Origin of the sequence: Psychrobacter alimentarius, assembly GCF_001606025.1 — a bacterium.
Lineage (GTDB): Bacteria > Pseudomonadota > Gammaproteobacteria > Pseudomonadales > Moraxellaceae > Psychrobacter > Psychrobacter alimentarius.
Genome location: NZ_CP014945.1, coordinates 1,017,597 through 1,032,761, shown reverse-complemented (window position 1 = coordinate 1,032,761; position 15,165 = coordinate 1,017,597). Strand labels below are relative to the sequence as shown.

Below are 15,165 nucleotides of genomic sequence, written 5' to 3'. Positions count from 1 at the left end.
TACTAATATGGTTATAAAATATAACCATTAAATAATTAATCAGACAATTATAAATTCAGTTTCTACAAACACTGTTTCTATAAATGACCAGTTTGACCCCAATTATCGATGAGTCAGTAGCGTTTTAAACACTTAAGCTACTGCTCATCATCTAACTAGGAGAAAACCCCATGGCCTATAGTGACCAAGTTATTGATCATTACGAAAACCCACGCAACGTTGGCAATCTTGATAAAAATGCCAAAAACGTTGGCACTGGTATGGTTGGTGCCCCAGCTTGTGGCGATGTAATGCGCCTACAAATTCAAGTTGATGACAATGGCATCATCGAAGACGCACGCTTTAAAACGTATGGCTGTGGCTCAGCGATTGCATCAAGCTCGCTTGTTACTGAGTGGCTTAAAGGCAAAAGCTTGGATCAAGCTAGCGAAATCAAAAACAACGATATCGCACAAGAACTAGCATTACCACCAGTAAAAGTGCATTGCTCTGTTCTTGCTGAAGATGCCATTAAAGCTGCTATTAGCGACTATAAAGGTAAGCACAGCGTAGAAGCAGCAGCCAGCTAACTTGTTCGTGCATAAGTTGTTATTTTATTAGCAATGCTTTAGTAGCAGTACGTTGAACAGCGACTAACGCTAAAGAGGTGACAATAACGCTTACGCAATTGTCACCTTTTATTTTCTAAACGTTGTTGGCACATTACTTTGGCGAACTCGTCATTTGGGTTGCCAGTTTGTATAATGTTTTATAGATATTTCTTATTGATAGTCAATGGGAGTTGGCATGATTGAAATGACAGAACGCGCCGCTCAGCATGTTCGAGATTTTTTGGACAATCGCGGTAAAGGTGAAGGCATTAGAGTCGGCATACGTACAGCAGGTTGCTCGGGTTTGGCTTATGTTTTAGAGTTTGTTGATACACCTGACGAAAATGACACGCGCTATGAAAGCCGTGGCGTCAGTATTTTTATTGATCCTAAAAGCTTGGTTTATTTGGACGGCTTGTTAATGGACTATGAAAAAGAAGGTTTGAACGAAGGCTTTAAATTTACCAATCCCAATCAAAAAGGTGAATGTGGTTGCGGTGAGTCATTTACCGTCTAAGTTTTTGTAATTTAATTGCTGATAGAAACGTTAAAAACAAATAAAAAAAGTAAGGCGTATGACATGACCGATATGACTCCAGAAGCTCAGTTTGATAACTTCTTTGCTCTATTTGAGCAACCAGTACAATTTGAGGTCCATCAAGAACGTCTCGATCAACATCTACGTCTGCTTCAAAAGCAGTATCATCCTGACAATGTTGCAAAAAATCTAGCAGATACCGCACAAGCTCAGCAGCATTCTGAGCAAGCATCCGCACTGATCAATCAAGCGTATCAGACATTAAGCGCACCTGATAGCCGTGCTAGCTACCTTTTAGAAATAGCAGGTCAAGCGCAGAATGTAGAGCACTCAATTGCAGATTTGGAGTTTTTAGAAGATGCGATGCAAATGCGCATGGATTTGGATGATGCTATCACCGATAAAGACCGTTTGGTATTACAGCAACTGCATCCGCAGATCGTAGAACGCTTGGCCAAACAATCTGACCGCTTCAGCAATGCGTATCAAAGTAAAGACTGGCAAACAGCCATCGATGCCACGCAAAAACTAAAGTTTTTAGTGAAGTTGAATGCTGATGTTACCACAGGTCTTGATGAAGTCGCGACCGCTCATCAGGCAGATGATGACGACCTATATGTTTAACATTTCGATATCGTAGATATCTGACCATTAAATTTGTACAACTTATCTGGTCTATTGGCTCTTGTGCAAAAGTATTTTGAACTTATGGTGCTTATTTGGACATTATGGTTAAAGTAATATCCGCTATATCGTATAATCTATTTTTTTATTTTCAGCACGCCTGATTGCTTCGCTTCGCTGCATTGAGAGCAAAATAGACGCCTTTAATGTATCACCGTACGTGTGTTGTATTTGCTTCATTTCACTTATTTATTTTATCTCTGAGTTATCTTATGTCTTTATTGCAAATTGCCGAACCCAATCAAAGCGCTCAACCTCATCAGCATCGTTTTGGCCTAGGAATTGACCTTGGTACCACACGCTCATTGGTCGCTGTAGTACGGTCAGGCAAGGCGCAAGTCTTAGAAGCTGATTCAAGCAATGACACTTTATTGCCGTCCATTGTCTATTATCCAAGCTCAGGTAATCCTTTGGTTGGTAACGACGCCTTCTCTCACTTGGCAGATGATCCAAAAAATACCATTGTCTCAGCCAAGCGCTTTATGGGCCGTAGTCAATCGGATATCAAATTTTCTCATCCTTATGAGCTAAGCGGTAATAAAGATGATATGCCGACATTTGTGACTGCTCAAGGTGAGGTATCGCCAGTTGAAGTCTCAGCACGAATTTTAGCAACGCTCAAGCAGCGAGCAGCGAGTGCGTTACCTGCTGACAGTATTGAAGGCGCCGTGATTACGGTTCCTGCTTATTTTGATGAAGCACAGCGCCAAGCAACAAAAGATGCCGCTCAAGCCGCTGGTATCAATGTCTTGCGTTTATTAAACGAACCAACTGCTGCGGCAGTAGCCTATGGTTTGGATCAACCAACTCAGGCCGATGCTAAAGAAAGCTATTATTTGATTTATGATCTTGGTGGCGGCACCTTTGACGTCTCTATTTTAAAGCTGACAGATGGGGTCTTTGAAGTATTGGCAACGGGTGGCAATAGTGCACTTGGTGGTGACGACATTGACCGCTTGCTGACCAATTGGCTCATCAAACAGTTGGATATCGACCCAAAAGATGTAAGTCGTCATGATAAATCAATCCTCGCCCAGCAAGCCAAAACTTATAAGCAAGCATTGACCGATGCTGAACAAGTGAATATTAATATCACTGTGAACAATCAGTTTTATCAAGGTGTATTAAGCCGTGAAGACCTACTTGTTATTATAGAACCCGTAAGCCGCCGCACGTTGAGCGTCTGTGAGCAAGTGCTGCGTGATGCTAAATTATCGAGTGCAGATTTGGATGAAGTCATCTTAGTCGGTGGTTCTACCCGTATGCCTGCAATACAGAAAGTAGTTACTAACTTTTTTGAAAAACAACCTCTTTGTCGTTTGAATCCAGATGAAGTCGTTGCCTTGGGCGCGGCGCAAACGGCCCATCAACTTGTCAATGGCGATGCTAATAATAATTTATTATTGTTGGATGTAACACCCTTGTCGCTTGGTCTTGAGACTATGGGCGGTCTGGTGGAAGTGCTTATTCCTCGTAATACGCCAATTCCTGTTAAAAAACGTCAAATATTTACCACTTATCAAGACGGTCAAACAGGCATGGTGATTCATGTCGTACAAGGTGAGCGCGAAACCGTAGAAAACTGCCGTTCGCTAGGTCGTTTTGAGTTGTATGGTATTCCATCAATGAAAGCAGGATTTGCTCGAATTGAGGTCACATTTAGTGTTGACGCTAATGGACAGTTAACTGTGACTGCACAAGAAACCACCACTAAAACCGAGAGTAAGATTGAGATTGTGCCTTCTTACGGTTTATCAGATGAACAAAAAGAGCAGTTACTTGTTTCAGGCTTTAAGTACGCAGAAGAAGATAAAAACACACGCTCTTTGATTGAAACCAAAGTGGAAGCTGAGCGAGAAGTATTGGCTCTACAGTCGGCTTTGAAGGAGTTTGCCCCATTATTGACCTCTGAGGAGCAGCACGCTTTAGCTGAGCAGATACAAGCATTACAGACAGCGCTTAGCACTGATGACTTGTCTGTAATCGAAACCAAGCAAGCTCAGCTCAAACCGCACAGTGATGCTTTTGCTGCCCGCATCATGAATCAGAGCGTAAAAGCCAGTATGGCTGGAACCAGTGCACAAGATTGGTAGTAGATACCTCTAGCCTTGTGACTTAGAAGCTGTCTTAAGCTTACCTCCTATATTTTTTATTTTTTTAAATTGATTAGCATTGGAAAGACAATTTATGCCAAAAATTACTGTACTACCCCATCATGAGATTTGCCCTGAAGGCACTGAAGTCGAACTAGAAGCTGGCAAAAACCTATGTAAAGCACTGTTAGAAAAAGGTATTAAAATTGAGCATGCTTGTGAGATGTCGAAAGCTTGTACCACTTGCCATGTGGTCGTTCGTAAAGGTTTTAATAGTTTAGATGAGATGGACGATGTCGAAGCTGACTTACTAGACCGTGCTTGGGGACTAGAGCCTGATTCGCGTTTATCTTGTCAAGTGATGCTTGAAGAAACCGATCTGACTATTGAGATTCCAAAATATACGCTCAATCATGCAAAAGAGAATCATTGATTAACTGTAGTGAATTAGATTTATAGATAATAAAAAAGCCAGCTATCTTTATCATAGCTGGCTTTTTTATATTTAAGGGTATAGGGATTTACTCTTCAGATTTTTATTTACGAGAGGTGGTATTACGATTATCTTCCACCTCAATATTTGTGACTACTTTTTCTTTTTCCTGCTCGATACGTTCAAGTGCAAAATTCAAACGAGTCATGATATCTTGATAATCATAATCTTTTATATCTTTAAAATTCAGATGCAAATTAAAACCGGGTAAGGTGTGATCCACCCATTTTGATTGATGAGTCACATTAGAATCAGGGTCCAATACTTGCCATGCATTTACTTTATTGTCAAAACCCTTTAGTTGAAACACTCCAGCATGCTCGCACTCGTAATTATGACAAATATAATCATATGTGCTCTCACTAACCAGTATCATGCCTTTGCCAGCGCTAGACTCAAGTCTCGCTGCCAGATTGGCCTCTTTACCAATCAAAGTATAGCTCAATCGATTATTACTACCAAAGTTACCCACGTGGCAATATCCTGTCGTGATACCGATACGAATGTATAATCCTTCAAAACCCATCAGTCGCCACTTTTGTCTTAAAGTACGCATTTCACGGCGCATATCTATCGCCATGGCCACACAGTCCAAAGCATCTTGTCGCGGACCACGGCTGTTTGGCTCACCAAAGAAACACACCATACCATCGCCAATAAACTTATCGAGTACCGCCCCATGCTTATTGGCAATTAAGGTCATACGCTCCATGTAAGTATTCAAAATATCAGCCAAATTATCAGCACTTAGGCTATCAGACAGCTCAGTGAAACCTACGATGTCTGAGAACATAATCGTTAGCTTGGCTCGCTTATTTGATACGCTGACAGGACTGTCTGCTCTGACAATTGGCTCCCAAATTTGCGGCGGTACAAACCGGGTCAGCTTATTTATGACAGACACCATGGTATTGAGTCGTCCTGCTGCTTGGTCAGCACGTACCTTATAATCTGTATACTCCTGATAGATGCGTCGAAATTGACATAGGATAACCATCATAGTAGCTAATAGCACAACAGATGGCACCCAACCCTCAATACATGCCGTTTCGACACCCTCTAAAATCGTACTGACATAATAAAAAATAACGGTCGTGACCAAAGCTACCGTAATTAGCTTTAGATGATCTCTAGGCTCGATGATCATGCGTACGCCAATTAAAGCTGCCAAACTCAGTGACATAACTGAACAAAACTGTAGAGATCCAATGACTGCAGACAATAAAATAATGACAATATTGGACGTCCAAAAACTTGTCTGACGTCGATAGTTATAAATAAGAATCATCAGACCAGGTAAGGCGGTAGTAACCAACAATGCCATTGAAGTGGGGCGAAAATCAAAATAATAAGCAATCAACGCTACAGTAAGAATCAATACAAAAACTTCTGGGTAATCAAATCGGCAAATTTCTTTGTCCTTCGACGGAGACTTTGATTTTAGTATGTCTAAGAAAGCCATAAAAATGATCACTTTATCTAACAGGCAACGAGAAAATTAAGTGTTATAAAAATATCTAAATACTGTTAATTTTCATAATAGCTTATTTATAAGTTTACCCAACAATATATTATACTTTCTAACTGTAATAAAGCCTATGCCACCGATAACTAAAGAAACTCCCTTCGTCCGTTAATGACTTACTTATTCTATCGTTTTATTGATCGATATATTTTAGATATAACATCATAAAGAAAGCCAGATAATACAATTATCTGGCTCTCTTTTATAATCAATAATGGTCAGCCAATTATTGGCAGTATTACCCTACATCTGCCAATCAAACGGCATTTGATGATGTCCACGTAGTGCCATCATTAAGGTCTGCTGCATCTGCGCCAATACGTCTTTGGTATAAGGAACAGCGGCCACGCCCCATACTGGATTCGGCCACTGCATGTCGTTTTGATAACGAACAATATGATGAAAATGCAGCTGAGGTACTTGATTGCCAAGTGCTGCTACATTCATTTTATCTGCTTGGAAAGTCTTAGCAAGCTGGCTTGATAACCAACTTGATTCACGCAAAAACTGCGCTTGGTCTGACTCAGACAATTCGTACAGCTCTTTAATGCCCGATACACGCGGCACTAAGATCAACCACGGAAACTGGCAGTCATTGATTAAACGACAAGTCGATAGTGGAAAATCACCCACTAAAAAACTGTCAGCAGCAAGTTTATGATGAAGTTGGAACATAATGACGGTTCTCTTGTTATGGCACTTAAATAAACGAAGATAAAAATAGGTAAAGATACAAAATAATCCCGTTATTTTATCAGGTATCTAACCGATAAAATAGCACCATTACTTATTGACTGCGTTTTTTAAACTGCAATACTCTAACACGCCTATCGCCATCCTCCAATTAGACTAGCTGGACTCATCAACCATATGTTCACTAAAGTAGCGAAGCAAGTCTTGGATGACAGTAACTCGCTGTTGCGGCGTTGCCAATTTATCAGCATCCTGATAACGAATACCAGAGGCACCATTCATTCGATATCGCTGCCCATCGGTTTGAATCAGTTTGATAATTGCCAATGCTTCGACTGGGGTATCTGGGGCAAACTCAAGCGTCATACTATTGCTATTGGCATCAATTTTATTAATCTTGAGCGGTTCTGCTTGTAAGCGCAATCCATGAACCGCAAAAAGTTGCTTAGTCTGATCCGGCAATGTACCAAAACGGTCAATCATTTCGGTACGGATGTCTGTGAGCGCTTCTTTATCATCGGCATTGCTAATGCGCTTATAAAATAGCAAACGCTGATGCACATCATGCAAATACTCTTCTGGTATCAAAGCAGAGCTATGCAAATTAATCTCACTGGTCAGCGACAATGGTGTACTCAAATCAGGCTCTTTACCTGCTTTAATGGCTTTGGTGGCACGTTCCAGCATATCCATATACAAGCTAAAACCAATCGCCTGCATATTACCACTTTGCTGTTTTCCTAATATCTCGCCAGCACCGCGAATTTCCAAATCCTCACTTGCCAGCATAAAGCCTGCGCCTAAGGTATTGGCATGTTCAATCGCATGCAGACGACGCTTAGCATCACCTTTAAGTCCTTTGATAGAGGGTACCAGTAAATAACAATAGGCTTGATGATGGCTACGACCTACGCGACCACGTAATTGATGTAGCTGCGCAAGACCAAACTTATCAGCACGCTCAATGATAATGGTATTGGCGTTGGGGACATCAATACCCGTTTCGATAATGGTCGAACAGATCAATACGTTAAACTTTTTATGATAAAACTGCTGCATCACTTGTTCAAGTTGACGTTCTTGCATTTGACCATGAGCGACACCCACGCGAGCTTCAGGAACAAGCTCACGAATAGTCTCCGCCATACGCTCGATACTGGCAACGTCATTGTGAAGTAAATATACCTGTCCACCGCGCAAAAGCTCACGCAAGATTGCTTCTTTTAGCAATGCTTCTGTCTTTTGCATCACAAAAGTTTTAATCGCCAGACGACGTGCTGGCGGGGTGGCGATGATTGACATATCTCGCATACCTGACAGTGCCATGTTAAGCGTTCTAGGAATAGGCGTAGCAGTCATTGACATACTATCAACGTCTGTTTGAATAGCCTTGATACGCTCCTTGTGACGCACACCAAAACGATGCTCTTCATCGACAATCATGAGGCCCAGATTGGAAAACTTCACATCCGGTTGTAGCAGTTTATGAGTACCAATGACGATATCGACTTTACCAGCCGCTAAATCAGCCAATACGGTATCTTGATGTTTTTTACCACCAAAGCGAGATAACGTTTCAATTCGTACTGGCCAATCAGCAAAACGATCGCGGAAGTTGTCTTCATGCTGACCTGCCAGCAGCGTGGTTGGAACCAAAACGGCAACTTGGTAGCCTGCACTAACCGCAATAAAAGCGGCACGCATGGCAACCTCAGTTTTACCAAAACCCACATCTCCACAAATGAGACGATCCATTGGCTGATTTTGTCTCATATCTTCCATCACGGCATGAATGGCATTCGCTTGGTCAGGCGTTTCTTCAAAAGCAAACTGGCTAGCAAAGAGCTCATATTGTGAGCTGTCTATTTTAAAATGAATACCGACTTTGGCTTCGCGCCGCGCTTGCATATTTAAGAGCTCAGCGGCCACGTCATGAATTTGTTCTAGCGCTTTTTGTTTTGCTTTATCCCATTTACCGCTACCAATTTTGTGCAACGGAGCTAACGCCGGATCTCCACCACTATAGCGATTAATCATTTGTAGATTAGCGACTGGGACATAAATACTGGCGTCATCGGCATACTTTAAATGAATAAATTCTTGCTCACCGTCACCAACGTCCAAAGTAATCAGACCATTATAACGACCAATCCCATGCTCGATGTGGACAACTGGGCTGCCTTCCGTTATTTCCGTAACGCTCTTTACCAAAAATTCTTCTGATACACCGCTTTGACGATGACGACGTGTTTGCAGCACCTGCCGACCAAATAATTGTGTCTCACTAATCAGTACCAAACGCTCAGGCACATAAACGCCGCGCTCAATGGGTGCAACTGTCAAGCCGACTTGTGGTAAGTTATTATCAGCGACTCTCTTTGTTTTATCCGCCGCTAAAAACGCTTCAAAGCTGTCATACGCCTTAACATTGACTTTACCCTTGAATAGCTCAATCAGAATCTCACGACGTCCTGCGGTTTCAGCAACCACCAAGACGGGTGTCGAGGTTTGCGCCTGTATACTCAAAAAGTCTAATAATTCGCTTAAAGGTTCAGCTTTTTGATGATTTACTGCCAGTTGTGGTGGCTTCTGAGCGCTTAGCGTGACTAGCCCTTGTTTTTGAGTAGAGGCCGTAGACGCTAATGATCCATTCTCTTTGTCTATAACGTCACCATCATTCATGGTAATCAACTCATCACGCGCGCTCAATATCACACGGGGATAATGATTCAGATGCTCATTAAAGGTATTTGATAATAGATATAACAACTCAGGGGCGACAATGGGCTTGTCAATATCGTGGCGGCGCTCTTCATAGCGGCGCTGGATTTGTGACCAGTAATCTGCCTGTTTTTCATGAATCAATTCATCAGTAATAAACAGTGCGTCACTTGGCAAATAGGCAAACAAACTACTCTCTGCCTCCCAGTCTTTTGTATCAAAAAATAAAGGCTGATAATACTCAAGACCGCTACTGGCAATACCTGCCATCACATCTTTATGTAGCTCAAATTTACGGCTACTAGTGTTCGGAAACATCGCGGCAAAATTTGTACGGAAAGTTTCGCGCCCTTCATCGAGTGGAAACTCTTTTGCTGGTAGGATTTGAAATTGTTTGATAGGTTTTGAAATATCAGGTAATTTATGCAATAGAGACAGTGATTCTTTGGCCATACTGCTGTCATTGCCCGTCATCATGGCATTGAGATCTTCAGTGGTCAACGTACGCTGGGTTTGAGGATTGAAGAATCGAATCGTCTCAATCTCGTCATCAAATAAATCAAGACGCAGCGGAAATGGCTGGCCCATCGCAAAGATATCAATGATACTACCACGCACAGCAAATTCGCCTGGCTCGAAAACATTTTCAACCGCTCGATAACCTGCTTTTGCCAGCAACTCACGCTGCGTATTGATATCAAACCGATCACCAACGCTCAAATCAAAGTGCTGACCAATCAACCAGCTTGGCGGTGCCACACGGTGCATCAATGCCTGTGCAGATATTAAGAGCACTCCTGAGGTTGGCATATCTGTCAGCAGATTAATACGCTCACTGACGATGTCTTGATGCGGTGATAGCTCATCGTACGTCAGCGTTTCCCAATCAGGAAACACATAGGCATCGACTCCACAAAATGCCAATTCTGTCTCTATCTGATTGAGCTGGTTTTGATCACGTGTCACCACGATCTTGAGACGGTCAGCAACCTCCCATATTGGCGCTTGTACCAAACTTGCCAGCCACAAACTACTGACAGCACCATGCACAGGCGCAAGCCAACGTCGCTCGGTATTTTGGATAGGAAAAAGCTGCTGATTAATAGGGTCAAATGCGTCAGTCAAAGCAGTGATAGGCATAAAAGATAGGATCGAAGTTAAGAGTCAGATAGCTATTATACGAATATTTAAGCAATTGCCAAAACTTATGCCGTAACGGTTTGTCACTTAACCATTTTGCTCAGCATTATCCAAATATGCCGCCTCTAAATTATTACTCTGCATTTTTTTAGAAGAAATCAAAGAGTGAAGAAACAATTTATATCGGTCCAAAAACAGCATTACGCATACCAAAAAACCTCAGTCCGTACAAGAACTGAGGTTTTTATGATTGACTAATAATTGATTGCCAATTGCCAAATACATTTTTGCTGATTGATTGGTTTTTAAATGAGAGGCTTATCACTCGCAATAATACCGTTATTGTCAGCGTAAACAAACATACCTGAATTCAGTGTTAAATCACCAAAGCTGATTTCGATATCAGTCTGGCCTTCATCGCGGCGGGTCGATTTGCGCGGGATACAGCCAAGTGCCATCACACCGATGTCCATTTTCGCCATATCATCGACATCACGGACACATCCATACACAATCACTCCGGCCCAGCGGTTATCGACTGCCGCTTGGGCAATCATGTCACCTAAGAGTGCACAACGCATAGAGCCGCCGCCATCAACAACCAACACCTTTCCATTACCGTCTTTATCTTTCCCATTACTGTTCAACAATGATTTAACATAGCTGTTGTCTTCAAAGCACTTTACCGTCACAATTTCACCGCAAAACCTGTCCTTGCCGCCAAATGTATGAAACGATTTGCCTTCAATATTGGGCAGACAGACTTGTGATTCGGGATTGGCATCTAATAGATCACAAGTCACAAAGTTTTCGTCACTCATCTTCGCTGATTCTGACACGATCAAACTCCTTTTTAACGCTCAAACAAAAATATTGATTTTGCTAAATCTTAGATTATTTACGTTCACTTAGGCTATTTAACACATTAAAGCTACTTACATGCCGATAGTGATTGATGATCTATTGTTTCACTCTTGTCATCGACAACATCTGTTTATTTTCAATAATACGGGTTGTATTCGTCCTAGGCTCTGAGCGATATTTACTGCGCTCATAAATATCATGCGCACTCATTGCCATGGCACTAGCAACGCGCTTAGCGGAGATAGGATGCAATGGCACAGATTCTGATACCAAAGGTGAAATGAGCTTAAAAGCTTTTTGACCCATGCTTTCAAGAGGACGACCTTTATGTTTACCAAGCAACAACGAGGGACGGAAAATGACAATTTGCGCAAAATCCAACGCCATAATGGATTGTTCAGTCTCAGCCTTTACTCGGTTATATAAAAAACGACTGTTAATATCTGCATTCATTGAAGACAGTAAAAAAAAGTTTTCAACGCCCTTATCTTGACAAAGTTTGGCGAAATTCACATTGTAATCATGATCAATTTTTCGAAAAGCCTCACTGCTACCAGCTTGTTTCTTTGTCGTACCAAGGCAGCTAAACGCATCTGTTTTCTTATCTACACCAACGCTTGAAAATATTTCAGCCAAATTATCAAAATCATTGACCTGATAAAAACGCATACTGACATTAATATAGCGTGGCGGACGCCTTGCAATCACAATCAATGTGTCATAAAGCTCACTCAGTTGCTTAACAAGATGTTGACCTACCAATCCTGTCGCACCAATTACAATTGCTTTTCGCTGCATATCCTATCCACTTATATACGGTTGGAAAATTTCTTATAATGAAAAGCGCAATTTTTAAAAGCGCTTCTTTTTAGTATCATACCTAAATTACGCAACCATTGACGTTATTCTGTAGAGTTTATTGTAAGAGATTTTGTCTGCTATAGCTGATTCACTCATCAAACCCTTAGCGATTTTGAGTCATTTTTTGCCATCTATGTACAGCATACTCTTCAACAAATAAAAATTACTCATACTAACAGCCTAAATGGATAGTACTTATCCTTCTATCTTAATCAATGATAATTTTTTAGATGGATAAACTTCCTATATCCATTCATAGAAACGTGAAAAAGCCGGCAGTCCAAGTGTTGTCGCAACTTCTTTGAGCATTAATCATCAAATATATTGTCCTAAGCACAATAATTTGATAAGATAACCGGCTTTACACGTCAACGCTGTTTAATTATTCCAAACAGTTCTGGCGCTTGCGATGATCTATTGATATTAGATACTTTGATATCAGACATCGACATCATGTTTGACGAGACGGCTGCTCGTCACCAATGATTGTTAAACCCATTATTGCAATCAACATTCATATTTTATCTGTCTTTATCAAGGAGATACGCGTGGCTAATACTGCACAAGCTCGTAAACGCGCCCGTCAAAACACCAAACGTCGTCAGAACTCTGCGTCACAACGCTCTATGGTTCGTACTTACTTAAAACGTGTTGATGCGGCTATCGCAGCTAAAGATTATGACGCGGCTACCGAAGCTTACAAAAAAGCGGTACCAGTTCTTGATCGTATGGCTGACAAAGGTATTATTCATAAGAATAAAGCTGCTCGTCGTAAGAGCCGCCTAAACAAAACAATCAAAGGCCTACAAGCTTAAGATTTGTACTGTTTAGACCGCATTGCGTGATCATAGCGCATTGACTAAAACCTTGTTACTGGTTCTAATACTGGGGCAAGGTTTTTTTATGTTTGTGTAAAATACGACTTTAGTATCGAAAGTTTTATCTTCGGAAGTAGGATTATTTTAATTTTGCAATTGGCGGTAACAACAAGGTGCTGGCATGGAAACCCGCTGCACGGTAACTGTCCAACAAAGAGCTTATCGGACGAACGTATATCTCACCTCGCCAGACAAAATGAGCATTTGCTTGTTCAAAAGGCTTATCATCAAACCACAAAAATACCCCTTCCATCATCTTTGGCCAATCATTCCAGTCAATCTCAACCACATCAAACATAACCGCTAAAAATGCCGACAGCAAAGTATCATGACTGACTGCCAACATTAAATGACCATGTTGCGGCTGATTTTGATAAAAAAGCGATAGAATATCAAGACCGCCTTGATAGGCATTTTTGGTGCCTTCAAGATTTCCTTGCAAGAATCGGTTGATAAAATTAAGAACGCCAATTTCTTTAAATATGGGCGTGGCAATATCAGGTTCAGTGACCAAGCTACCCGGCTCTACCAGTAAGGACTGATGCGCAATATCACGTCTAAGCCCTGCCCCTTCTTGCATTAACTGCGCAGTATCAATACAACGACCGATCGGACTTGAAATACTGTCGACATCAAGTGAATACGGCAAATGCCCTGACAACCATCGCCCCCAAGACTTTGCTAGTACGCGCCCTTTCGGGGTCAGTGGCAATTGATAACTGGCAAAACCATTACCATCAGAGCGCTCTCGTAGCGAATGTCTAGTAAATAAAATTAAGCGCTCACCTTCAGGCAACAGACGGACGGATGAGATCATGCTATCAGGCAGATGCGAAGGTGCCGGCGCACTTGGAGTGTGATTCGCAAGCTTCTCAGCGGATAGTTTGGATAAGAGATTATTCTGATTTTTACTCATATTAATAAGCGTAGCAGATTTTTGGATAAGAATGAATGAAATATAAGATCAATTGTAATATAAGCGATCACTATAAAAATAAAAGCTTTTGATAAAAAAGTAATTCATAGAAGTTTTATTGTATTGTTCGTCAAGACATTTAAACTCCGCATATCCAAACTAGTCAATATGAATCACTTTATCCCATGAAAATGCCAAAGCCGTACTGCTAACTTCATTAGGATAGGCACGCGGATTGACGATCACACGCGTATTACCGATACGGTAGTCAAATGCTTCGTGAGTATGACCATGTACCCAAAGTGTTGGTGCCCAATCCTCGTGCATCCACTCAGAAAAATCACTAACAAAAGCAGCATTACTCGGCAAGCTAGCGTATTTCTCTGAGACTGATAGCGGGCTTACACTATGATGGCTCATCACAATGGTCTTTTTACCCAGCTCTTTTGCTGTGATCAAAGCTTGCTGAAGCCATTGGCGCTGCTTAGCATGAATTTGTATCGACACCTCAGGTGAAAATAGCTCATTGCCTGCATATATTTGCTTGTAATCACGCATAAAATGTTTAGCCGCTGCCATGGTCTCATCATTGGCTTTGTACTGATAATCGGTCCACAACGTACATCCTAGAATTCGTACATCACCAATATCAATGTGTTGGCACTGTAATATTTTTACCCCTTGCATTGACTCATTATTATAGTTGTCCCAAGTGGCCAGTTTCTTATCAAAACCTAGCACATCCTCATTAAAGTATTCATGATTACCTGCAATGGTAATCAAAGGTACTTGTAGACGCGCTGCCTGCTCTTGTAGCCAAGGCATTCCGCTGTCACTATTGGCAGTATCTCCTGCTACTAACACTATGTCTGCATCTGTTTTAGGGATGTGTCCAATAGGATGCGACTGACGGGCATAGCTATCGATATGTAAGTCGCTTAAAATCTGTAATTTCATATTTTCCAATATTATTTTATGATGCTATTTTAAAAACTCGAGTGATAAGCAAAATCAAAGTTGCTGGAAACAAATTGAGTCATTGTCATACGCTCAAACACAATTTTAGGTATGATATGAGCACAGTCTCAAACAGTGTAGCACCTTTTCTAATACCTACAAAAAGTAAAAAAGACAGCATATTAGGCTGTCTTTTTTATGATTTTCTCGAG

13 protein-coding genes are annotated in these 15,165 nt (G+C 41.4%); 6 read left to right on the top strand and 7 right to left on the bottom strand.

Features of this window, described 5'->3' with window-relative positions; all coding sequences use genetic code 11:
* Positions 1 to 170 precede the first annotated feature (170 nt).
* From iscU to fdx, 5 genes are all read left to right on the top strand, one after another.
* Positions 171 to 569, top strand: coding sequence for a Fe-S cluster assembly scaffold IscU (iscU, locus tag A3K91_RS04355; RefSeq protein WP_062844159.1), 399 nt, complete (start codon positions 171 to 173; stop codon positions 567 to 569).
* A 217-nt stretch (positions 570 to 786) separates the two neighbouring features.
* Positions 787 to 1,107, top strand: a complete 321-nt coding sequence (gene iscA, locus A3K91_RS04350) for an iron-sulfur cluster assembly protein IscA (protein WP_021814983.1) — start codon at positions 787 to 789, stop codon at positions 1,105 to 1,107.
* A 63-nt stretch (positions 1,108 to 1,170) separates the two neighbouring features.
* On the top strand, positions 1,171 to 1,752 hold the full coding sequence (gene hscB, locus A3K91_RS04345; RefSeq protein WP_062844158.1) for a Fe-S protein assembly co-chaperone HscB: 582 nt from the start codon (positions 1,171 to 1,173) through the stop codon (positions 1,750 to 1,752).
* Between the two features lie 272 nt (positions 1,753 to 2,024).
* Entirely contained in the window at positions 2,025 to 3,905 is a 1,881-nt protein-coding gene (gene hscA / locus A3K91_RS04340; RefSeq protein ID WP_062845862.1) for a Fe-S protein assembly chaperone HscA, read from the top strand.
* A gap of 94 nt (positions 3,906 to 3,999) precedes the next feature.
* On the top strand, positions 4,000 to 4,338 hold the full coding sequence (gene fdx, locus A3K91_RS04335) for an ISC system 2Fe-2S type ferredoxin (RefSeq protein WP_062844157.1): 339 nt from the start codon (positions 4,000 to 4,002) through the stop codon (positions 4,336 to 4,338).
* Positions 4,339 to 4,441: 103 nt separating this feature from the next.
* On the opposite strand, the gene A3K91_RS04330 is transcribed toward fdx, so the two are convergent.
* The 5 genes from A3K91_RS04330 to A3K91_RS04310 form a co-directional block, all read right to left on the bottom strand.
* Positions 4,442 to 5,860, bottom strand: a complete 1,419-nt coding sequence (locus A3K91_RS04330; protein WP_062844156.1) for an adenylate/guanylate cyclase domain-containing protein — start codon at positions 5,858 to 5,860, stop codon at positions 4,442 to 4,444.
* Positions 5,861 to 6,166: 306 nt separating this feature from the next.
* Positions 6,167 to 6,598, bottom strand: a complete 432-nt coding sequence (locus tag A3K91_RS04325) for an HIT domain-containing protein (protein ID WP_062844155.1) — start codon at positions 6,596 to 6,598, stop codon at positions 6,167 to 6,169.
* Positions 6,599 to 6,772: 174 nt separating this feature from the next.
* Complete coding sequence (gene mfd / locus A3K91_RS04320; protein ID WP_062844154.1) at positions 6,773 to 10,477, bottom strand: transcription-repair coupling factor; 3,705 nt, start codon at positions 10,475 to 10,477, stop codon at positions 6,773 to 6,775.
* A gap of 305 nt (positions 10,478 to 10,782) precedes the next feature.
* On the bottom strand, positions 10,783 to 11,298 hold the full coding sequence (rraA, locus tag A3K91_RS04315; RefSeq protein WP_062845861.1) for a ribonuclease E activity regulator RraA: 516 nt from the start codon (positions 11,296 to 11,298) through the stop codon (positions 10,783 to 10,785).
* Between the two features lie 139 nt (positions 11,299 to 11,437).
* On the bottom strand, positions 11,438 to 12,139 hold the full coding sequence (locus A3K91_RS04310; RefSeq protein WP_062844153.1) for an NAD-dependent epimerase/dehydratase family protein: 702 nt from the start codon (positions 12,137 to 12,139) through the stop codon (positions 11,438 to 11,440).
* 611 nt (positions 12,140 to 12,750) lie between these two features.
* Here A3K91_RS04310 and rpsT point away from each other — a divergent pair.
* Positions 12,751 to 13,017 (top strand): 30S ribosomal protein S20, encoded by a 267-nt coding sequence (gene rpsT / locus A3K91_RS04305; protein WP_010200097.1) that lies wholly within the window; start codon positions 12,751 to 12,753, stop codon positions 13,015 to 13,017.
* 142 nt (positions 13,018 to 13,159) lie between these two features.
* Here rpsT and A3K91_RS04300 read toward each other — a convergent pair whose 3' ends face one another.
* The gene (locus A3K91_RS04300; protein WP_062844152.1) at positions 13,160 to 13,996 is read right to left on the bottom strand and encodes a histidine phosphatase family protein; all 837 of its coding nucleotides are present in this window, start codon (positions 13,994 to 13,996) and stop codon (positions 13,160 to 13,162) included.
* 159 nt (positions 13,997 to 14,155) lie between these two features.
* Positions 14,156 to 14,953, bottom strand: coding sequence for a metallophosphoesterase (locus tag A3K91_RS04295; RefSeq protein ID WP_062844151.1), 798 nt, complete (start codon positions 14,951 to 14,953; stop codon positions 14,156 to 14,158).
* Positions 14,954 to 15,165: the final 212 nt, after the last annotated feature.